Origin of the sequence: Pseudomonas shirazensis (assembly GCF_050496565.1) — a bacterium.
GTDB classification, from domain to species: Bacteria; Pseudomonadota; Gammaproteobacteria; order Pseudomonadales; family Pseudomonadaceae; genus Aquipseudomonas; species Aquipseudomonas shirazensis_A.
On the sequence record NZ_JBNWAE010000011.1, the window covers coordinates 162540 to 182032 of the forward strand.

General features: G+C 61.7%; 18 protein-coding genes. 4 read left to right on the forward strand and 14 right to left on the reverse strand.

The features are described 5' to 3' along the window. Positions 1-132 precede the first annotated feature (132 nt). The 3 genes from ACQZ2L_RS17430 to gcl all read right to left on the reverse strand — a co-directional run bounded on the left by ACQZ2L_RS17430 (position 133) and on the right by gcl (position 3830). Positions 133-1026: a 2-hydroxy-3-oxopropionate reductase gene (locus ACQZ2L_RS17430; protein WP_101317964.1), complete on the reverse strand. Its 894-nt coding sequence runs from the start codon at positions 1024-1026 to the stop codon at positions 133-135. 188 nt (positions 1027-1214) lie between these two features. Further along, positions 1215-1997: a hydroxypyruvate isomerase gene (gene hyi / locus ACQZ2L_RS17435; protein WP_430327131.1), complete on the reverse strand. Its 783-nt coding sequence runs from the start codon at positions 1995-1997 to the stop codon at positions 1215-1217. Between the two features lie 57 nt (positions 1998-2054). Continuing rightward, entirely contained in the window at positions 2055-3830 is a 1776-nt protein-coding gene (gene gcl / locus ACQZ2L_RS17440; protein WP_430327132.1) for a glyoxylate carboligase, read from the reverse strand. A gap of 257 nt (positions 3831-4087) precedes the next feature. On the opposite strand from gcl, the gene ACQZ2L_RS17445 reads away from it, so the two are divergent. Then, positions 4088-4528, forward strand: a complete 441-nt coding sequence (locus ACQZ2L_RS17445) for a GlcG/HbpS family heme-binding protein (protein WP_430327133.1) — start codon at positions 4088-4090, stop codon at positions 4526-4528. Positions 4529-4572: 44 nt separating this feature from the next. On the opposite strand, the gene ACQZ2L_RS17450 is transcribed toward ACQZ2L_RS17445, so the two are convergent. The 4 genes from ACQZ2L_RS17450 to ACQZ2L_RS17465 form a co-directional block, all read right to left on the reverse strand. Further along, entirely contained in the window at positions 4573-5184 is a 612-nt protein-coding gene (locus ACQZ2L_RS17450; protein ID WP_101317973.1) for a TetR/AcrR family transcriptional regulator, read from the reverse strand. A gap of 187 nt (positions 5185-5371) precedes the next feature. Then, positions 5372-6010, reverse strand: coding sequence for an RraA family protein (locus tag ACQZ2L_RS17455; protein WP_430327134.1), 639 nt, complete (start codon positions 6008-6010; stop codon positions 5372-5374). 25 nt (positions 6011-6035) lie between these two features. Next, positions 6036-7010, reverse strand: a complete 975-nt coding sequence (locus ACQZ2L_RS17460; protein WP_430327135.1) for a hydroxyacid dehydrogenase — start codon at positions 7008-7010, stop codon at positions 6036-6038. Between the two features lie 9 nt (positions 7011-7019). After that, positions 7020-8360, reverse strand: coding sequence for an MFS transporter (locus ACQZ2L_RS17465; RefSeq protein WP_430327136.1), 1341 nt, complete (start codon positions 8358-8360; stop codon positions 7020-7022). Between the two features lie 171 nt (positions 8361-8531). Between ACQZ2L_RS17465 and ACQZ2L_RS17470 the strand changes: the two genes are divergently transcribed. Continuing rightward, the gene (locus tag ACQZ2L_RS17470; protein ID WP_430327137.1) at positions 8532-10061 is read left to right on the forward strand and encodes an IclR family transcriptional regulator domain-containing protein; all 1530 of its coding nucleotides are present in this window, start codon (positions 8532-8534) and stop codon (positions 10059-10061) included. Between the two features lie 19 nt (positions 10062-10080). On the opposite strand, the gene ACQZ2L_RS17475 is transcribed toward ACQZ2L_RS17470, so the two are convergent. Then, the gene (locus ACQZ2L_RS17475) at positions 10081-11388 is read right to left on the reverse strand and encodes a putative bifunctional diguanylate cyclase/phosphodiesterase (RefSeq protein WP_430327138.1); all 1308 of its coding nucleotides are present in this window, start codon (positions 11386-11388) and stop codon (positions 10081-10083) included. A 413-nt stretch (positions 11389-11801) separates the two neighbouring features. On the opposite strand from ACQZ2L_RS17475, the gene ACQZ2L_RS17480 reads away from it, so the two are divergent. Both ACQZ2L_RS17480 and ACQZ2L_RS17485 read left to right on the forward strand, forming a co-directional pair. Further along, a complete protein-coding gene (locus ACQZ2L_RS17480) occupies positions 11802-12728 on the forward strand; it encodes an AEC family transporter (RefSeq protein WP_430327139.1) in 927 nt (308 codons plus the stop codon). Positions 12729-12858: 130 nt separating this feature from the next. Continuing rightward, complete coding sequence (locus tag ACQZ2L_RS17485) at positions 12859-13779, forward strand: DUF808 domain-containing protein (protein WP_430327140.1); 921 nt, start codon at positions 12859-12861, stop codon at positions 13777-13779. A 68-nt stretch (positions 13780-13847) separates the two neighbouring features. On the opposite strand, the gene ACQZ2L_RS17490 is transcribed toward ACQZ2L_RS17485, so the two are convergent. The 6 genes from ACQZ2L_RS17490 to ACQZ2L_RS17515 form a co-directional block, all read right to left on the reverse strand. Continuing rightward, positions 13848-14630: an outer membrane protein OmpK gene (locus ACQZ2L_RS17490; protein WP_314875764.1), complete on the reverse strand. Its 783-nt coding sequence runs from the start codon at positions 14628-14630 to the stop codon at positions 13848-13850. A gap of 33 nt (positions 14631-14663) precedes the next feature. After that, positions 14664-14837, reverse strand: a complete 174-nt coding sequence (locus tag ACQZ2L_RS17495) for a hypothetical protein (RefSeq protein ID WP_430327141.1) — start codon at positions 14835-14837, stop codon at positions 14664-14666. 149 nt (positions 14838-14986) lie between these two features. Beyond that, entirely contained in the window at positions 14987-15772 is a 786-nt protein-coding gene (locus ACQZ2L_RS17500; RefSeq protein ID WP_101317991.1) for an outer membrane protein OmpK, read from the reverse strand. A 157-nt stretch (positions 15773-15929) separates the two neighbouring features. Further along, positions 15930-17285 carry a nucleobase:cation symporter-2 family protein gene (locus ACQZ2L_RS17505; protein ID WP_314875762.1) on the reverse strand — a complete coding sequence of 452 codons (1356 nt, stop codon included), beginning with the start codon at positions 17283-17285 and terminating at the stop codon, positions 15930-15932. Positions 17286-17477: 192 nt separating this feature from the next. After that, positions 17478-18803 carry a urate hydroxylase PuuD gene (locus tag ACQZ2L_RS17510; RefSeq protein WP_150569737.1) on the reverse strand — a complete coding sequence of 442 codons (1326 nt, stop codon included), beginning with the start codon at positions 18801-18803 and terminating at the stop codon, positions 17478-17480. Positions 18804-18934: 131 nt separating this feature from the next. Then, the gene (locus ACQZ2L_RS17515) at positions 18935-19438 is read right to left on the reverse strand and encodes an ureidoglycolate lyase (RefSeq protein WP_430327142.1); all 504 of its coding nucleotides are present in this window, start codon (positions 19436-19438) and stop codon (positions 18935-18937) included. Positions 19439-19493: the final 55 nt, after the last annotated feature.

Consider the following 19493-nt stretch of genomic DNA (forward strand, 5'->3'; position numbering starts at 1 on the left):
TGGGGGGCGCTTCGCGCCCCTTTCGCGACACAAGGCCGCTCCTACAGAAAAGCACCGCGTAGGCCTTTTGTAGGAGCGGCCTTGTGTCGCGAAAGGGCTGCAGAGCAGCCCCCGAATTCAAATCAATTCAGATCACTTCTCGTCGCGGATCGAGAAATTGGCCATGTGCTCCAGGCCCTTGATCAATGCCGAGTGGTCCCAGTTACCGCCACCCAGCGCTACGCAGGTGCTGAACACTTGCTGCGCGTTGGAGGTGTTCGGCAGGTTGATACCCAGCTCCTTGGCGCCTTGCAGGGCCAGGTTCAGGTCCTTCTGGTGCAGGTTGATGCGGAAGCCCGGGTCGAAGGTGCCTTTGATCATGCGCTCGGCATGCACTTCAAGAATTTTCGACGAGGCAAAACCGCCCATCAGTGCTTCACGCACCTTGGCTGGGTCCGCACCGTTCTTGGCAGCGAACAGCAGCGCTTCGCCGACTGCCTGGATGTTCAGCGCGACGATGATCTGGTTGGCGACCTTGGCGGTCTGGCCGTCACCGTTGCCACCGACGCGAGTGATGTTCTTGCCCATCAGCTCGAACAACGGCAGGGTGCGCTCGAAGGCTTTCGGGCAGCCACCGACCATGATGCTCAGAGTCGCCGCCTTGGCGCCGACTTCGCCGCCGGAGACCGGGGCGTCCAGATAGGCCGCGCCAGTCGCTTTGATCTTCTCGGCAAAGGCCTTGGTGGCGGTGGGCGAAATCGAGCTCATGTCGATCACGATCTTGTTCGGGCCAACTCCTTCAGCAACGCCGTTCTCGCCGAACAGTACCGCTTCGACCTGCGGGGTATCGGGGACCATGACGATGATGAATTCAGCTTCCTGGGCCACTTCCTTCGGATTGGCCAGGGCCACCGCGCCAGCAGCGATCAGGTCAGCTGGGGCTGCATCGTGATGGGTCGAAACGAACAGGCTGTGACCTGCTTTTTGCAGGTTTTGGGCCATGGGCTTGCCCATGATGCCAGTGCCGATAAAACCGATTTTAGCCATGAGAGATACCCTCTTTTGTAATTGTAAAAATCTCGATAAACCAGACGCAGCTCACCTGTGTAGGAGCGGCCTTGTGTCGCGATTGGGCTGCGTAGCAGCCCCGGCGGTCTATGGCGTTGCGGAGAATGCAGGGGGCTGCGTTGCAGCCCTTTCGCGACACAAGGCCGCTCCTACAGGGATCCGCGGCGTTAGATCGCGTTGTGCGTTTTCAGCCAGCCCAGACCCGCTTCAGTGGTGGTCAGCGGCTTGTACTCGGCACCGACCCAGCCCTTGTAGCCGATGCGGTCCAGGTGCTCGAACAGGAAGCGGTAGTTGATCTCACCGGTGCCGGGTTCGTTGCGGCCAGGGTTGTCGGCCAGCTGGATGTGGTTGATGCGCGGCAGGTTGGCTTCGATGGTGCGCGCCAGGTCACCTTCCATGATCTGCATGTGGTAGATGTCGTACTGCAGGAACAGGTTGGCGCTGGCGACCTCGGTCTGGATGTCCAGCGCCTGCTGCGTGGTGTTCAGGTAGAAACCAGGGATGTCGCGGGTGTTGATCATTTCCATGACCAGGCGGATCCCGGCGGCCTGCAACTTGTCGGCGGCAAACTTGAGGTTGTCGACAAAGGTCTTGCGCACGGTCGCGCATTCCAGACCCTGTGGCCGAATCCCCGCCAGGCAATTGATCTGGGTATTGCCCAGCACTTTGGCGTAGTCGATGGCCTTGTCGACCCCAGCGCGGAATTCTTCGACGCGGTCGGGGTGGCAGGCAATCCCGCGCTCACCCTTGCCCCAGTCACCGGCCGGCAGGTTGAACAGCACCTGGGTCAGGCCATTGGCGTCCAGTTGCGCCTTGATTTCAGCGGCGCTGAAATCGTAAGGAAAGAGGTATTCGACACCGCTGAAGCCAGCGTCGGCGGCGGCCTTGAAGCGGGCCAGGAAGTCCTGCTCGGTAAACAGCATGGACAGGTTGGCAGCGAAGCGAGGCATGGTGATCTCCTTGCAGATGAAAGCCCCCGGCATAACCGGCGCGGGGGCGTCAGGCAATCAGTCGAGCAGCGAGATTGCGGTAGGCGCGTCGTTGCTCACCAGCGCGAGGTCTTCGAATTCGTTGACCGCGTTGATTTCGGTGCCCATGGAAATGTTGGTGACGCGCTCGAGAATGATTTCAACCACGACCGGTACGCGGAACTCTTCGGCCATCTTCTGCGCCTTGAGCAGAGCAGGGGCGATCTCGCCTGGCTCGAATACGCGCAGAGCCTTGCAACCCAGACCTTCGACGACTGCAACGTGATCGACACCGTAGCTGCCGGCTTCGGTCGAGTTGATGTTCTCGAACGCCAGTTGTACACAGTAGTCCATCTCGAAGCCACGCTGAGACTGACGGATCAGGCCGAGGTAGGCGTTGTTCACCAGCACGTGGACGTAGGGCAGATTGAACTGTGCGCCAACAGCGAGCTCTTCGATCATGAACTGGAAGTCGTAGTCACCCGACAGCGCGACGACCTTGCGTTGCGGGTCGGCCTTGACCACACCGAGAGCAGCCGGGATGGTCCAGCCGAGCGGGCCGGCCTGGCCGCAGTTGATCCAGTGACGCGGCTTGTACACGTGCAGGAGCTGGGCGCCGGCGATCTGCGACAGACCGATGGTGCTGATGTAGCAGGTGTCTTTGCCAAAGACCTTGTTCATCTCTTCATAGACGCGCTGCGGCTTGACCGGCACGTTGTCGAAGTGAGTCTTGCGGTGCAGGCTGGCCTTGCGCTGCTGGCAGTCTTGCACCCAGGCGCTGCGGTCTTTGAGCTTGCCGGCGGCTTTCCACTCGCGGGCCACTTCAAGGAACACATCCAGCGCCTTGCCAGCATCGGAAACGATGCCCAGGTCCGGGGTGAACACGCGGCCGATCTGGGTCGGTTCGATGTCGACGTGAATGAAGCTGCGGCCTTCGGTGTAGACATCGACAGAACCGGTGTGGCGGTTGGCCCAGCGGTTACCGATGCCGAACACCATGTCCGACTTGAGCAGGGTCGCGTTGCCGTAGCGGTGCGAGGTCTGCAGGCCGACCATACCCACCATCAGCGGGTGATCGTCGGGGATGGTGCCCCAGCCCATCAGGGTCGGGATGACCGGCACGCCGGTCAGTTCGGCGAACTCGACCAGCTTGTCGCTGGCGTCTGCATTGATGATGCCGCCACCGGCTACCAGCAAGGGGCGCTCGGCGTCATTGAGCATGGCCAGGGCTTTTTCCGCTTGCACGCGGGTTGCGCCTGGCTTGTTGATCTGCAGTGGCTCGTAGGCGTCGATGTCGAATTCGATTTCGGCCATCTGCACGTCGAATGGCAGGTCGATCAGTACCGGGCCTGGACGGCCGCTGCGCATTTCAAAGAAGGCCTTCTGGAATGCATAAGGAACCTGGCCTGGCTCGAGCACGGTGGTTGCCCACTTGGTCACCGGCTTGACGATGCTGGTGATGTCGACGGCCTGGAAGTCTTCTTTGTGCAGACGGGCACGCGGCGCCTGGCCGGTGATGCACAGGATCGGGATCGAGTCGGCGGCGGCGCTGTAAAGACCGGTGACCATGTCGGTGCCGGCTGGGCCGGAGGTGCCGATGCACACGCCGATGTTGCCCGGATTGGCGCGGGTGTAACCCTCGGCCATGTGCGAGGCACCTTCGACGTGGCGAGCGAGGACGTGATCGATGCCACCGACTTTCTTCAGAGCCGAGTACAGCGGGTTGATAGCGGCCCCTGGGATGCCGAATGCGGTATCTACGCCTTCCCGGCGCATGACCAGAACGGCTGCATCGATTGCTCTCATTTTGCTCATGGGTTGTGCCTCATCGATTTTGTAATTGTATACAACTTGCTCTTGGCCAGAGTGTATTCACGCTCGGTGGCTTAGGTCAATCCATTTTCGTCGGCAGCAATCGCTTCGGTCGGAATGCCCATGAAAACGGCGTTTCGTCTGATCGTGCACGATAGTCTAAAAATATTGTATACAAAGATAATCGTAGTTGTGTTCTATTTGTGCCATTGGATTTCAACTGCCCTCAGGGCTTCTCACAACAAGAAGAGGACCTTTCCATGACCATATTGACTCTTAAAGTCGCAGTCAGCCTGGTGAACGCCGCGCTCGCCGCAGGCCGCGAGATCAACGCCGCGCCGCTGACCGTGGCGGTGCTGGATGCCGGCGGGCATCTGCTCACCTTGCAACGTGAAGACGGCGCCAGCCTGCTGCGCCCGCAGGTAGCGACCGGCAAGGCCTGGGGCGCAATTGCCCTGGGCAAGGGCTCGCGTCTGCTGGCGCTGGATGCGCAGCAGCGGCCGGCGTTTTTTGCCGCATTGAATGGTTTGGGCGAGCGGCCGGTGGTGCCGGCGCCAGGGGGCGTGCTGATTCGCGATCAGCAGGGCAGGGTGCTGGGTGCGGTGGGGATCAGCGGCGATACTTCGGATATCGATGAGCAGTGCGCAATCAGCGCCATCGAAGCGGCGGGCCTGACCGCAGATGCCGGTGTCGCGGCCTGATCACACTGTACACAGGGCCGCGCTGCGGCCCTTTCTGATTAAGCTCAAGCCAGCTCTGGCTCACAGCCCTTGAGCACCAGCCGAATGATCGTTTGCGCAGCCGCCTCGTAATCACTGTCGGCGAGCTTGGCCTTGCCGGTGACGGCGGCGATCTGCCAATCGAAGTCGGCGTAGGTCTGGGTCGCCGCCCAGATGCTGAACATCAGGTGATGGGCATCGACCGGGGCGATCTGTTTGCGCTCGATCCAGCGCTGGATGCACTCGATGTTGTGCCGGGCCTGCTCGTTGAGCTGCTCGACCTGACTCGGCGACAGGTGCGGCGCGCCATGCATGATCTCGCTGGCGAACACCTTCGAGGCATGCGGCAGATCACGCGAGATGCGGATCTTCGAGCGGATGTAGGCACTCAGCACTTCTTTCGGATCACCGTCGGCATTGAACGGCGTCGATGCCTGCATGATCGGCGCGATGATGCTCTCGAGCACCTCGCGGTAGAGGTTGTCCTTGGATTTGAAGTAGTAGTAGACGTTCGGCTTGGGCAAACCCGCCTTGGCCGCGATGTCGCTGGTCTTGGTGGCGGCGAAGCCCTTGTCGGCGAATTCCTCGCTGGCCGCGCGCAGGATCAGTTCCTTGTTGCGCTCGCGAATGGTGCTCATTGCAGGGATCTTCCTCGGAAAGGGCGCCTCTAGGAGGGATCGGGCATGGTAGCACCGGCCCGGAGCGGGGCTCAAGGCAGGGTATTTGTGTGAGAGGTGGGGGAACTGGTCGGGGCTGCCCGTGGTGTGAGCATCGCAGAGGGGGAAATGTCGAGTAGCAGCGCCTAGGCTGCTACTCGACCGGCGTTCAGCGCACGCTTGCCCGCACCTTGTCGCGGAAGCTGTTCTCGTAACCGTCCTGCAGCTTCACCTGCTCGGCCAGCGACGCGAGACGGCTGCGCGGGATGACAATGATGCCGTCGCGGTCGCCAATTATCGCGTCGCCCGGATGGCACACGACATTGCCGCACGCCACGGCAATACCGACCTGGCCCGGGCCCCACTTCGATGGCCCCGCGGGGTTGACCGCACGGGCATAGACCGGCAAGCCCATGCTGTCGAGTTCTGCCACGTCGCGCACGGCGCCATCGATGACCACCGCCGCCACTTGCCGGGCCAGGCAGATCTCGCCAAGCAGATCGCCGAACACCGAGCGGTTGACCTCGCTGTTGCCATTGATCACCAGCACATCGCCGGGCTGGGCTTCATCGAGGGCTCGGTGGATCGCCAGGTTGTCTCCCTCGCGGGTATTGAGCGGCAGGATGGTGCCGAAAAAACTCGGTTTGCCAGCGGTATGGCGGATGGCCGAAGCCATCATGCCCATACGTTGCAGCACGTCACCGATCAGGGCGACCGGGTAGCAGGCGATCTCGCCAATCAGCGACAGGTCTGCGCGTTGCCACTGGCTGTTGACGCTGATCGACTCGTCGGACACGTTGATAAACATATGAAGCCTCCAGATTCGCCGGCGCTCAGTCGAACGACTTCGCCACAGGTTGGTTGACCGGGTGCGCCGGGGCTTGCCCCTGGAGCACGGCGGCAATCGCTTGCAGGGCGCTCATGCCAACTCGCATCAGCGATTCGTCGGTCTGCCCGGCCACATGTGCGGTGACGATCAGGTTCGGCGTTTCGGCGATGGCCGGGGTGGGGTGGTTGAACGGGTTGATCATGTCGAGGTTCTCCGCGTCGAGCACATCCACCCCCGCACCGGCCAGCTTGCCGCTGTTCAGCGCCGCGACCATGGCTTGCTCATCGACCACGCCGCCGCGGCTGGTGTTGATCAGCAGCGCGCCGTGTTTCATCCGGGCGAACTGCTCGGCACCGATCAGGTTGCGCGTGGTGGGCAGCAGCGGTACATGCAGGCTGACTACATCGGCCGTGGCCAGCAGGGTATCGAGGTCGACCCTGCGCGGGTCCGTGCCTGGCTCTATTGCCGGGTCGGTGAAGATCACCTTCAGGCCAAAGGCCTCGGCCACGGGCGCAACGCTTGCGCCGATGTTGCCAAAGCCGACCAGGCCCAGGGTGCGCCCTTCGAGCTCGATGCCGGTCAGTGCCAGGCGGTCCTGCGCCCAGTTGCGATTACGCGTCTGTTCGCTGGCCATGGGCAGTTTGCGGCACAGCGACAGCAGCAAGGCGAAGACATGTTCGATAACGCTGCGCTGGTTGGCCCCGGGGGTGTTGGTGACCCACACGCCATGTTGCGCGGCGGCCTGGTAATCAACGTTGTCGTAGCCTGCGCCATGGCGGGCGACGATACGCAGTTTCGGCGAGGCAGCGATCATCTCGGCGCTGACATGGCCGCCACGCAGAAACACCGCGTCGACCTGGTTGTGGATTTCGTCATAGCTGACGGCGTTGGCGCCGTAGCCCAGACGCACCTCGCCAAGCTCAGCAAGGCCGGCGAGCACGCGCGGGTGAATGGGGCTGGTGACATAGATCAGAGGCATGGTCTGTACTCAGGAAAATTGATGGCGATTGGCGTCGGTGGCAGCGTTGTTGCGCACGGTGCTGAGCACGATCAGGCCCAGCACGCCGGCGCCGCAGAGGATGAAAGCGGGTGCCGACTGGTTGCCGCTGGCGCCGATCAGCCAGGTCGCCATGAACGGCCCGATGCCGCCGCCGATCACCGCGCCGACGCTGTGGCCGAAGGCGACACCGGTGTGGCGCACGTGGGTCGGGAAGAACTCCGGCATCACCGAGTAAGTACCGGCCAGGCACAGCGCGTACGGCACCATGCCCAGGGCCAGGCCGGCCATGGCCAGGCTCACCTGGCCTTGCTGCATGAGCATGAACGAGGGGATCGACAGGGTGGCGTAGCCGAGGTAGGCCAGGCGCAGAACGGCCTTGCTGCCGATGATCGAACCAAGGTGGCCGGCCAGGGGAATCATCAGTGCGGCGAAACTCACCGCCACCAGGACGATGGTCGATGCCTGACCTTTTGAGTAGCCGAGGATCGAGCTGAAGTAGGCGGCGATGAATACGGTGCCGATGTAAGTGCCGATGTTCTGCACCAGCGAGATCATCATGACCTTGGTCAGCGGGCGCATGTAGTCGCGCACCAGCTCGGCGAAGGGCGCGCTTTTCGGCGCGGCGTCAGCGGTCTTGTTCGACTCGAACTCAGGGCTGTCTTCAATGCCCAGGCGCATCCACAGGCCGATGATGCCCAGCGGCAAGGCCAGCAGGAACGGCACGCGCCAGCCCCAGTCGGCCATCTGCGGATCGGTCAGCCAGGCGGCGGCCAGGCCAGCGATGGCCGCTGCCAGGCCCTTGCCGAACTGGGCGATCGAGGGCAGGAAGGAGATGTACAGCGAACGCCGATTGGCCGGTGCCCACTCGCGGATGTAACTCGCTGCGCCGCCGATTTCGCCGCCGGCGGAAAAGCCCTGAAGCATGCGCAGCGCTACCAGCAGGATCGGCGCCCATACGCCAATCTGCGCATAGCCGGGCAGCAGGCCGATCAAGGTCGCGGCGATGCCCATCAAAGTGATGCTGGCGATCAGGCTGGTGCGGCGGCCCACCTTGTCACCCAGCCAGCCGAACGCCACGGCGCCGAGCGGGCGCACGAGAAACGCTGAACCGAACACCAGAAAGGTATTGAGCAGGCCGGTGGTGGGGTCATCGGAGGGGAAGAACACCAACGCCAGGGTGGCTGCCAGATAGCCGTAGATGCTGAAGTCGTAGTACTCGACGAAGGTGCCGAACACGGCGGCGGCGGTAGCTTTCTTCGCCTTGGTCTTGCGCTCGGCAACGGGCTCGGACATGGCGACAGGCTCGGTCAACGTATTGTTGTTATTCATAGGTCACTCCAGCGTTTTGGTCACGGCCAATTTAAAAAATGGGACAGTGTCCTGTTTTGTTTTTTCCAAGCATCCTCGCGCTCAGCCTGGTTGTCAACAGGCGGGCTAATTGCTTTGGCTGTGGCCTTGAGCACAGAATGGGCCCCCGTAGCAGCATGCCAAGCCTCTGAAATGCCTAACCCACGCCCTGAACCCGCGGCCAGCAACGCGGTTGCCGCCACCTCCAGCCACGGTCGTTTGATCGAGGTGCTGGACGCCCTGGTCAGACGAGCGGAGGCTGAGCCGTGGGGCGTCAGGGAGCTGGCCAGCGAGCTTGACGAGAGCCGCAGCACCATCAATCGGATCCTCGCGGCACTGGTCGAGCGTGACCTTGCCGCAGAGGACGGCGCGGGCAAGTACCGGGTCGGGCCGCGCTTGCGAGTGTTGATGCAGGCGCTGAGCTCGCGCAGTGCCTTGTGGAGCGCAGCGCGGACGCTGCTCGATGAGCTGGCCGGCGATGTCAAGCAGTCAGCCTTGCTCTCGGTGTATGCCCCGCACTGTGACGGCTACTTCGTGCTGTGTTGCGGCGAGGCACCGGCTACCTTGGCCTTCAGGCCGCAGCTGGGGGCGATTTATCCGCTCGGTTTTGGCGATATCGGCCGAGCGTTTGCTGATTACCTGCACAGCGGCGCACGGCCTGACCAGCAACGGCTGCCGGTGCCCGCCAACGCCGGGCAGGCAATGGCCGAATCCGAGTTCCCCGCAGCGGTGGCGCTGGCCACCCGTTGCTTGCCGCAAGGGCTGCTGGTGACGGTATCGTTGCACGACCTGGGCGCTGGCGGTGGCAGCAGCGCCAGTGCGGCATTGCGCAAAGTCGAACAGCTCTTGAACCATCTCGAGGGATTGCCCAGCGCCGCGCAAACCTGCCCGCAGGTGACGGGTTGCGACAAGGACAGCGCCACCGCGGCTCGGCTGGAAGTATTGCTGCAAATTCTCTGTGCGGTACCTGACGGCTACCCCTGCAAGGCGGGGATTGCCGCCGAACTGCAGTGCAACAGCGCCACGGCGCGCAAGATCGTCGAGTCTGCTGCACAGGCCAGCCTGGTGTTTGCCAGCGGCCAGGCGCTATACCCTGCGGCGCGCCTGTACCAGTGGGCGGCGGTGCTCAGCGGTAACCGCTCCACTGTGGCAAAACTGTGTCGAGCGATCGTTGAGGCGTTGGTCAAGCAGACCGGCGAAACCGTGGCCTTTCTCAGCTTCGATGCCCACGCCAACTCAGCGCAGTTCATCGAAGTGGTCCAGGGTTGGAAGCCCATCCAGTACAAACTCGAAACCGCTGTCGAAGTACCGCTGTATGCCGGTGCAGCGGGCAAGGCTGTATTGGCGCACCTGGCCCCCGCGTTCGCTGACGCGTTGACCCTGAACAGATTTACCGAGGCCACCATCGTCTCGCATGCGGCGCTGCAGGCGGATTTGCTCGCCATTCGCGAACGCGGCTGGTCGCAGGGGGACGGCGAGCGGGTCCTCGGCGCCTTTGGTATCGGCGTGCCGTTCTTTGTCGACGGCCAGGTGGCAGGGTCGCTTTCGGCCACCATTCCGCAGTACCGCAAGCAGGATTGCGATGTAGCGGCGCTGGTTGATCACATGAAGCTTGCAACCAGTCGCATCAGCCGGCTGCTTTCACTGGGCACTGCGCCTGCCCAAGGCGAACCGGGCCGGTAAACGGCAGCGCAGTTTGCGCTTAGCTGGCCGCGTATTTGCCGATGAACTGCGCCGCGATCATCGGCCGGCCGAAGTAATAACCCTGGAAGGTAGCGCAGCCCATCGCTTGCAGGCAATCGAACTGAGCCTCGGTCTCAACGCCTTCGGCAACGGTTGATATGTCCAGTATCTCGGCAATTTCAATGATCTTTCTGATCAGTTCATATTTGCCCTTGTCACTCTCGATACCGGCGATAAATGAGCGATCGATTTTCAACTCGTCCAGCGGCAGTTCGCGCAGCAGCGCCAATGAAGAAAACCCGGTGCCGAAGTCGTCCAGCGACCACGATATGCCGTCGCCGCGCAGTTCTTCCATTTTCATCACGGTTGTCACCAGATCACTGGCAAATACCGACTCGGTTATTTCCAGGCAAAGTCGATTGGCGGGGATATTGAATTTGTGAACTATCTCTCGAACTTCTTCAACAAAGGTTGACGAAGTCAGTTGTAACGGGCTGACGTTTACCGACAACTTCCAGTGCTGTGCATCGCTGTGCTCGGACCACTCACTGAGCTGGCGACAGGCTTGTTCCAGCACCATCAGACCGATGTCGTGGATCAGGCCGCTTTGCTCGGCAACAGGAATGAATTCGGCGGGCGCCTGAATGCCGTGTCCGGGGCGGTCCCAGCGCAGCAGTGCCTCGGCGCCGATCACCCGGCCTTGCGCGCAGACTTGCGGCTGCAGGTAAGTGCACAGCTCGCGGCGGGCCAGTGCCCGTGCGAGTGCACTGTGCAGTTCGACCTTGAATTTCTGCTCATCGCGAAAGATTGTCAGCACGCCCAAGGTCAGAGCCACGGCGGTAATGCTGTTCAGGGTATGGCCGAACTCGCTGACGTCCGAGGGCAGCAATTCCAGCCGGGTAAAGGTCAGGGAGCTGTTGGCGAAGAACACCAGGCCTGCGAAACACAGGCACGGGAACACCCAGCGCAGGTAGATGCCACTGTTGCGGAACAGCAGAAAGGTGGCCACGCCGATAGGGATCAGAAAAAGGTTGGCGGTGCGCGACGCATCGGCCGTTGCCGAGTCGGCCAGGCTGGCAATTACGGTAGCTATCAGTAGGCAATGGGCCAAGGCCGGCAGCGCGCGCTGTGTTGGCTGAGTGGCCAGGTACAGGCAGGCCAGCCCAGATAGCACAACCGTGAACAGCAACAGTGCCAGCAGCAACATGGCATGGGTTGCGTAATAAACGCCCCATAACGTGCCGTGCAAGATGCAGGCGACGCCGCTGAAGCGAAGGAGCAATTGAATGCGCGGCCACTGCGAGGTGTCTGGGAACTTTCGAGCCATCCAGCGCTTGCTCGCTTGAATTGAGGTGTTCTTCACGTTGGCCAGTTCCACTGATGGAATTGCGTTGTTACGCGCACTCATCATCATAGACCACGCCCTTCGCGGTTTATTGCGGATCATGGCGGGTGCAGATAACAAGTAAGCAGTCAAACGCGGGTGTCGCGCGCATGGTAGCAAACGTTTGCCCCGGGTTGATAATTTGCATGCCCTGCGCCAACGTTATTAACTTGACCAGTTGATCAGTTCTGCCGTGGCCCGAGTCGGGCAGGCAAGGGCGCCTATCGTTTTGCATTGACCGAATAATAAATCGACGCGGGTTTGCGATTATTCGGTTTATAGTCTCGGGCGCTTTTAATTGGGGGAGGTGTTCTAGTGTTGCGGCGAACGTTGCATATTCTGCAGGCCGCTGGCCAATGACCAGCGCGCTCATTCTTGCACTGGTGCCGATTGCCTTGCTGATCATGCTTGGGCTCTGGCTTCGCCACGCGAACTTCGTCGGCGAGGCATTCTGGCCGTATGCCGAAAAGCTGGGTTATTACGTGCTGCTGCCTGCACTGTTCTTTCATAGCCTGGCAACCGCACAGCTGGGCGACCTGCCGGTGCAGGCGATGGTCAGCGTGCTGGTGGTGTCGACGGTTGCCGTCGCTGCGGTAATGGTCCTGGCGCGGCGGTTGTTCCCGGTCGATGACCCGGCTTTTACCTCGCTGTTCCAGGGCAGTGTGCGCTTCAACAACTATGTCGGGGTAACGGCTGCGGCGGGGATTTTCGGTGCCCATGGCATCGCCTTGGCCGCCATCGCCAACGCTGCAATCGTACCCACGGTGAATATCCTCTGCGTGCTGGTGTTTGCCCGATATGGCGCAGGTAGCCGCCCGACCTTGGCCAGCGTGCTCAAGCAGTTGGCGCTCAACCCGCTGCTGGTGGCCTGTGCGCTGGGCATGCTGGTGCGGGTCAGTGGCCTTGCCATCCCGCCGGGCCTGGCCCCGGCGTTGCAGGCGCTGGGGCAGGCGTCGCTGCCGTTGGGCCTGCTGTGCATCGGTGCGGCGTTGCACCTGCGCAGTGTGCGCGGCTGGCTCAGGCCTATCGGTACTTCGTCGGTGGTCAAGTTCGTGGCAATGCCATTGGTGACCGTGCTGATCTGCCGCCTCTTTGGCCTTGAAGGCGAGGCGGCGCTGGCGGCGGTGCTGTTTCAGACCTTACCCACCGCGTCGTCCGCCTACATCATGGCCAGGCAGTTGGGCGGAGATGCGCCATTGATGGCGGCGATCATCGCCGGGCAGACGCTGCTGGCGGCGTTGGCGATGCCGCTGGTGGTGTTGGCTACGACACCGCTGCTATAGCGCTGGGTCGCCCAGCCAGAACTGTTCAGCGCGACCAGGGTCTGTATGCCAACTTGTCGGCAATCACGTTTTCTCGCAGCCGCACGGGCTCAGGCCTGGGCGGCTGCGGACACCTTTAGGAATCAATGGAATGGCTGGCAGCAGTTTTTTTGCTTTGTTGGATGATATCGCGGCGCTGCTCGACGACATTGCGCTGATGAGCAAGGTCGCGGCGAAGAAGTCGGCGAGCGTGCTCAGCGATGACCTGGCGGTGAATGCCGAGCAGGTCACCGGCATGAAGGCCGATCGAGAACTGCCCGTGGTCTGGGCGGTGTTCAAGGGGTCGCTGAAGAACAAAGCGATCCTGGTACCGTGTGCATTGATCCTCAGCGCCTTGTTGCCGGCCGCGATCAAGTGGCTGTTGATGCTGGGCGGGATCTACCTGTGCTACGAGGGCTATGAGGCAATCAAGGACAAGCTCTCGCGGGGTGGCGATGAAGCGGCGAACGCTGAACACAAGCCTGTGCCGAAAACCCCGGAAGCACTCGCTGAGTACGAGCAGCGCAAGATCAAGGGCGCGATCAAGACTGATTTCATCCTCAGTGCCGAGATCATCGTCATTACCCTCAATGTGGTTGCCGAGGCGCCGCTGTATCAGCAGATCATCACTTTGGTGGTGATCGCGCTGGCGATGACGGTCGGCGTGTATGGCCTGGTCGCCGGCATCGTGCGCATGGATGACGCAGGCTTTGCGCTGGCCAAGTCGAAAGCCCAGGGCGCCTGGGGCACATTCGTCAAGAAGTTCGGGCGCGGCCTGGTGGCTGCGGCGCCGTTCTTGATGAAGGCGTTGTCGTGGATCGGCACATTGGCCATGTTTCTGGTCGGCGGCACCTTCGTTGCCGAGGGTATCCAGCCGCTTGAACACCTGATCGAGACGCTGGTTGCCGCCAGCGCAGGCTGGGGCGCCGTGGCGAAATTTGGCCTGTACGGTGTGGTCGGCGCGATCACCGGCTTTGTCGCTGCGGTGGTCGTAGGCGGGGTATCGCGGGTACGCAAACTGGCGAGCAACTGATCGGTCTGGTACCGCTCCAGCAGGGTTCATCCTGACTGGAGCGGACTCATACGGCGCGCCTGATCAGATCAGAAGTGCACCTTGACCAGCAGGCTGGCGGTGTTCTGGTCGGTGGTGAAACCGTCGGAATCCTTGATCCCGTATTTGTTTTTCCAGTAGTCGTACTCGATACCGACGTACAACTGCTTCTCGCCCAAGTGCAGCGCTTTGCCCAGGTCGTATTTGATCTGTGGGTTGAAGTGCAGGTTCGCGTGGTAGGTGCCACGACGGTTCTGATCGTTGTCGACCACCCAGTCCATGAAGCCGTCGATCAACACGTCCGACGAACCGACCGGAATGGTGTACGCCCACACCGGGGTGATCTGCCAGACGTTGTCGCCGGCGCGGCTGCCGTCGGTGGTGCGCTGGTAGAAGTTCAGCTGGAAGTAATCGAAGCCTGGGATGTCCAGATCGAAGCCAGGGCCGATCAGGTACGACTCGGTGTCGCCTTCACCAAACTCGTAGGTCATCGCCAGCAGCACGTCCTTGACCGGGCCGAAGGCGATCTTCTGATCCAGGATCTTGCCCAACGACAGGCGCGGGCTGATCTCGCCGTAGTAGGTGTTGGGGCCGTTGCCGGCGTCCTTTTTGCCCTGGTAGAAGATCTTGTCGACAAACACGAAGTTGTCGCCGTACTTCCAGCCGTCAGCGTGCTCGAAGGTGAAGGTCTGCTGGATTTCCGGGTTGACCTTGAAGTTCTTGCCCCACAGGTAGGTCAGGCTGTTGCTCTGCCACTGCAGCAGGTCATCGGCGAAGGTGGCTCCGGAGGCCAGCAGGCTGCCGGCGAGGATCAGGCTGTTGATGGTACGCATCGCGTGTGTCGCTCCCTTGATTCGGATCTGTTGTCAGCGCTCGGTGGTGGCGCTGTTTTTGTCTTTTGAGTCAGCTTTTTTCGATTGACCACAGCTGTTTGGCAAGAGCTGCGCCAACTTTTGTGGTTGGTCGCAATCTTCCTGCTCGACGTCTTGCTGAACGGCTGAAAACGGTCCTGTACGGCTGGCAACACGCAGACCAACCACCCGAATTCATTGACTGAGCGGTCAGTAAACGCGGGCAGAAATCATTCTGCCCTGAGCGAGGGGGCGCGCAGATTACTCACTTGCGCGCTGGGCCTCAAGTGCTCCGTCCTGGAGCACGTGGAACCAAAGTTGGGCGTTCGGTCAGCTTCTCAGAAATGCACCTTGACCAGTGCGCTGGCCACGCTCTGGTTGCTGTCCAGGTTGCCGCGGCTGTCGATGCCGTACTTGTCCTTCCAGTAGCTGTACTCAAAGCCGACATACAACTGCTTGGCGCCGTAGTTGAGGGCTTTGCCGAGGTCGTATTTGACCTGTGGGTTGACGTGCAGGTTGGCGTGGTAGGTGCCGCGGCGGGTCTGGTCGTTGTCGACCACCCAGTCGATGTAGCCATCGATGAGCACGTCCGAGCGGCCGACCGGAATGGTGTAGGACCAGGCCGGGGTGATCTGCCAGACGTTGTCACCGGGGCGGCTGCCCTCGGTGTTGCGCAGGTAGAAGTTGAGGGTGAAGTAGTTGAAGCCGGGTACCGCCAGGTCAAAGCCGGGGCCGATCAGGTAGGCCTCGTTGTCGCCTTCGCCACGCTCGTAGGTCATCGCCAGCAATACGTCCTTGACCGGGCCGAAGGCAAAGCTCTGGCCGGTGATCTTGCCCAGCGACAGGCGCGGGCTGAACTCGCCGTAGTAGGTGTTGGCGCCTTTGCTGGCATCGGCCTTGCCGTTGTAGAAAATCTTGTCGACGAACAGGAAGGTGTCGCCGTACTTCCATTTGTTGGCGTGCTCGAAGGTCACCGTCTGCTGGATATTCGGGTTGACCTTGAAATCCTTGCCGTACAGGTAGGTCAGGCTTTCGCCGTGCCACTGCAGCCATTCGCCAGCGTGGGCGGGGACGGTCGCCAGCAGGCTGCTGCCGAGCAAGAGGGACGAGGTGATGCGCTTCATGTCGTGATTCCCGGACTTATTGTTTTTTTTGGGGTTTTTTCGGCGCAAGGGCGCCCCGAGCGGCCCATTCCGGCGGGCCGACGGTGTAGCGGTATTGCTTGAGCGTTAAGGTGTTGGAACAGCCGGGGTGGCCGACAGACATGGCCACCCCGTTGACTCAGTGCTGGTGACAGGCGTCGTTGTGCGCCGCTCGGTCAGCACCACCGAGAATGTTGAACAGCACGTTGAGCACCAGGGCACAGACCGTGGCCATGGCAATCCCGCTATGCGTGATCGGTTCCATCCACTGCGGCATCTGCGCGAAGAACTCCGGCTTGACTACCGGGATCAGGCCAAAGCCGACACTCACCGCGACCAGCAACTGGTTGCGCCGGTCGGAGATGTCCGCCTCCTGGAGGATCTTGATCCCGGTGGCGGTAACCATGCCGAACATGGCAATCGAAGCACCGCCCAGCACTGCCGGTGGAATCGAGGCGATCAGGTACGCCGCCTTGGGCAGCAGGCTGAGGCCGATCAGCATGGCCCCGGCCATGATCGTCACGTAGCGGCAACGCACGCCGGTCATCTGCACCAGGCCAATGTTCTGGGCGAACGAGGAGTGGGTGAAGGTGTTGAAGAAACCGGCGATGAACGACGCACCGGCATCGCACAACAAGCCCCGGCGCAACATGCCCGGGGTGACTTCACGATCAGTCACCTTGCCCAGGGCGAGGAACATGCCGGTGGACTCGACGAAGATGATCACCACCACCAGGCACATCGACAGGATTGGCGCCAGGCTGAAAGTCGGCATGCCGAAGTGAAGCGGCGTGACCACTTGCAGCCACGGCGCAGCGCCCAGCCCGGACAGGTCGACCATGCCGATCGAACCGGCAACGATATAGCCCAGGCCCATGCCGACCAGCACCGACACGTTGACCCAGAAGCCACGCATGAAGCGGTTGATCAGCAGGATCACGGCCAGCACCAGGCCGGCCACCATCAGGTAGATCGGCGCGCCGAAGGTCTCCGCCTGCTGGCCGCCACCGGCCCAGTTGACCGCCACCGGGAACAACGACAAGCCAATCGACGTGATCACCGTGCCAGTGACCAGCGGCGGGAAGAAGCGCACTACCTTGGACATGAACGGTGCGATCAGCATGCCGAAGAAACCGGCGGCGATGGTCGCACCAAATATGCCCTGCAGGCCGACGCCGGGCATGCCGGCCATGGCCACCATGCTGCCGACTGCGGCAAAGCTTGCGCCCATCATCACCGGCATGCGAATGCCGACCGGGCCGATACCGAACGATTGGATAATTGTGGCAACGCCTGCGACCAGCAGGTCAGCGTTGATCAGGAAGGCAACTTCTTCACGCGACAGGCCAGCGGCCTGGCCGATGATCAGCGGCACGGCGATCGCACCGCCGTACATCAGCAGCACGTGTTGCAGACCCACCAGGATCAGCTGAAACAGGGGCAGGGGCTGTCGTGGCGGCGCAACGGGGATATACGCCTTGGATGACTCTGACATGCAGCACCTCGAGTTTTGTTTTTATTCTCGGATCCAAGCGGTCAACCTGCAGCGCCAGGCTTTGGGTAAAAGCCAGGGGTTCACGCTGCGGGTTGGCGCTCGATGCTTGCTTGTTGCGTAGTGCGCAGGGCGCAGGCGTGCCCTGCACCGGGAGTGATCCCGGTGCAGAAGCGAGCCTGGCGATGCGTGGGGTCAGTTGACGGGGGCGCCTTTGGCGATCCAGTCACCGACCAGTTTGCGTTCTTCAACGGTCATCTGGGTGATGTTGCCCAGCGGCATGATCTGGCTGGCAACCGCTTGCGCCTGAATGCGCGCGGCCTGGGCCTGGATCTGCTGCGGGGTATCGAACATCACGCCACCTGGCGCAGTGCTGAACAGTGGGCTGGTCGGCTTGGACGAATGGCACACGGTGCAGCGTTCCTGGATCACGTTGTGAATCGTGTCGAAGGTATCACCCGACTGGGCTGCAGCCTGGGCCGGAGCCTGTGCGGCAGCGGCAGGTGCTTCAGCCGCTTTGGCCGCATCGGCAGCCCGCTGTTCGGCAGCGGTCTTGCCGCCGACGGCAGTGGCTGGCAGCGGTTGGTACTCGATCTTCGCCGCAGCCTGCTCAGGTGTAGTTGGCAAAGGTTTAGGGCCGGTGACGTAGGCCAGGCAGATCATCGCCAACGCGCCGACGGGCAGGGTCCAGGCGTACTTGTTGCTGTCGTGACGGGTGTTGAAGTAGTGACGGATCAATACCGCAGCCACTGCAATCCCGGCCAGGATCAACCAGTTGTACTGGCTGCCGTAGGTGCTCGGGAAGTGGTTGCTGATCATGATGAACAGCACCGGCAGGGTGAAGTAGTTGTTGTGCCGCGAGCGCAGCAGGCCCTTGGCCGGCAGCAGCGGGTCGGGCGTCTGATTGGCTTCGATCGCCGCGACCAGTTGGCGCTGGGCCGGCATGATGATGCGGAACACGTTACCGACCATGATGGTGCCGATGATCGCACCGGTGTGCAGGTACGCACCACGGCCGCTGAACACCAGGCTGAAGCCCCAGCATGCAGCAATGATCAGCACGAACAGCACGCCGCCGAGCAGGGCAGGGCGCTTGCCCAGTGGTGAATCGCAGAGGATGTCGTAGATGAACCAGCCGGCTACCAGCGAACCGATACCGATAGCCACGCCTTCGGCGCCGCTCAGCGAGCTGCCTGGGGCGAGCAGGTACAGGGTCGGGTTCCAGTAGAACACCACGCACAGCAAGGCGATCCCGGACATCCAGGTGAAGTAGGCTTCCCATTTGAACCAGTGCAGGTTCTCGGGCATTTTCGGCGGGGCCAGCTTGTACTTCTCCAGGTGGTAGATACCACCACCGTGGATGGCCCAGAGATCACCCGACAACCCATCGCGCGGGTTGCTGCGGTTGAGGTGGTTCTCCAGCCAGACGAAGTAGAACGATGCACCGATCCAGGCGACGCCCGTGATCATGTGAACCCAGCGAATGCTCAGGTTCAGCCATTCGTGAAGGTGTGCTTCCACAGTATGTACCTCTTGCCGATCACCAGCTTGAACGCTGCACGCGACCTTGCGCGCGATAAGCAGGCTGCGAGGGCAGCAGGTTTATCGCGACGCCGAGCATTTCATGCAGGCCGTGGATGACCGACCTTTTCTTATTGGTGGGGATTGAGGATCAACATCTGTTCCTCGGTGAAGTAATGCTCATCGCAGTTGTTGCCTGAACCACTGCGATCAACCACCAGGAAATCATCCCGCTTTTCGATCGTCAGCACCGGGTGGTGCCAAACGCCGCGATGGTAATTGACGCCCTGCCTGCCGTTGCTGCGGAAGGCACGGACCAAACCTGATACAGGTGCATCGCCAACTGGCGCGACCACGATCAGAAACGGATTGCCGAGCAGCGGAATGAAAGCCTGGCTGCCCAGCGGATGGCGTTCGAGCATACGCACGGTCAGCGGCATGTCCTGCGCGTCGGCGCGGAAGATGCTGATGATGGCGTTGTCCTCAGGCTCGGCGGTTTCAACCGTGGCGAGCTTGTGGAAGCGCATGGTCGAGCCGTTGTTGATCATGAAGTGGTCGCTGCCGTCGGTTTCGATCACGTCACCAAAGGGGGCGAAGGCTTCTTTGCTCAGGGGCTCGATCACTAGTGTGCGCATGCTTGTTATCTCTTCTTCTATGACTGGCTAATGTGGTGGTGCGCTTGCCGGTAAG

Coding starts and splice junctions, on each gene's coding strand:
- ACQZ2L_RS17460 (WP_430327135.1), bottom strand. CDS start 7,010: ATGCCTCTGATCTATGTCACCAGCCCCATTCACCCGCGCGTGCTCGCC.
- ACQZ2L_RS17480 (WP_430327139.1), top strand. CDS start 11,802: ATGACCAGCGCGCTCATTCTTGCACTGGTGCCGATTGCCTTGCTGATC.
- ACQZ2L_RS17430 (WP_101317964.1), bottom strand. CDS start 1,026: ATGGCTAAAATCGGTTTTATCGGCACTGGCATCATGGGCAAGCCCATG.
- ACQZ2L_RS17485 (WP_430327140.1), top strand. CDS start 12,859: ATGGCTGGCAGCAGTTTTTTTGCTTTGTTGGATGATATCGCGGCGCTG.
- ACQZ2L_RS17455 (WP_430327134.1), bottom strand. CDS start 6,010: ATGTTTATCAACGTGTCCGACGAGTCGATCAGCGTCAACAGCCAGTGG.
- ACQZ2L_RS17465 (WP_430327136.1), bottom strand. CDS start 8,360: ATGAATAACAACAATACGTTGACCGAGCCTGTCGCCATGTCCGAGCCC.
- hyi (WP_430327131.1), bottom strand. CDS start 1,997: ATGCCTCGCTTCGCTGCCAACCTGTCCATGCTGTTTACCGAGCAGGAC.
- ACQZ2L_RS17505 (WP_314875762.1), bottom strand. CDS start 17,285: ATGTCAGAGTCATCCAAGGCGTATATCCCCGTTGCGCCGCCACGACAG.
- ACQZ2L_RS17450 (WP_101317973.1), bottom strand. CDS start 5,184: ATGAGCACCATTCGCGAGCGCAACAAGGAACTGATCCTGCGCGCGGCC.
- ACQZ2L_RS17500 (WP_101317991.1), bottom strand. CDS start 15,772: ATGAAGCGCATCACCTCGTCCCTCTTGCTCGGCAGCAGCCTGCTGGCG.
- ACQZ2L_RS17490 (WP_314875764.1), bottom strand. CDS start 14,630: ATGCGTACCATCAACAGCCTGATCCTCGCCGGCAGCCTGCTGGCCTCC.
- ACQZ2L_RS17515 (WP_430327142.1), bottom strand. CDS start 19,438: ATGCGCACACTAGTGATCGAGCCCCTGAGCAAAGAAGCCTTCGCCCCC.
- ACQZ2L_RS17475 (WP_430327138.1), bottom strand. CDS start 11,388: ATGGCTCGAAAGTTCCCAGACACCTCGCAGTGGCCGCGCATTCAATTG.
- ACQZ2L_RS17445 (WP_430327133.1), top strand. CDS start 4,088: ATGACCATATTGACTCTTAAAGTCGCAGTCAGCCTGGTGAACGCCGCG.
- ACQZ2L_RS17470 (WP_430327137.1), top strand. CDS start 8,532: ATGCCTAACCCACGCCCTGAACCCGCGGCCAGCAACGCGGTTGCCGCC.
- gcl (WP_430327132.1), bottom strand. CDS start 3,830: ATGAGCAAAATGAGAGCAATCGATGCAGCCGTTCTGGTCATGCGCCGG.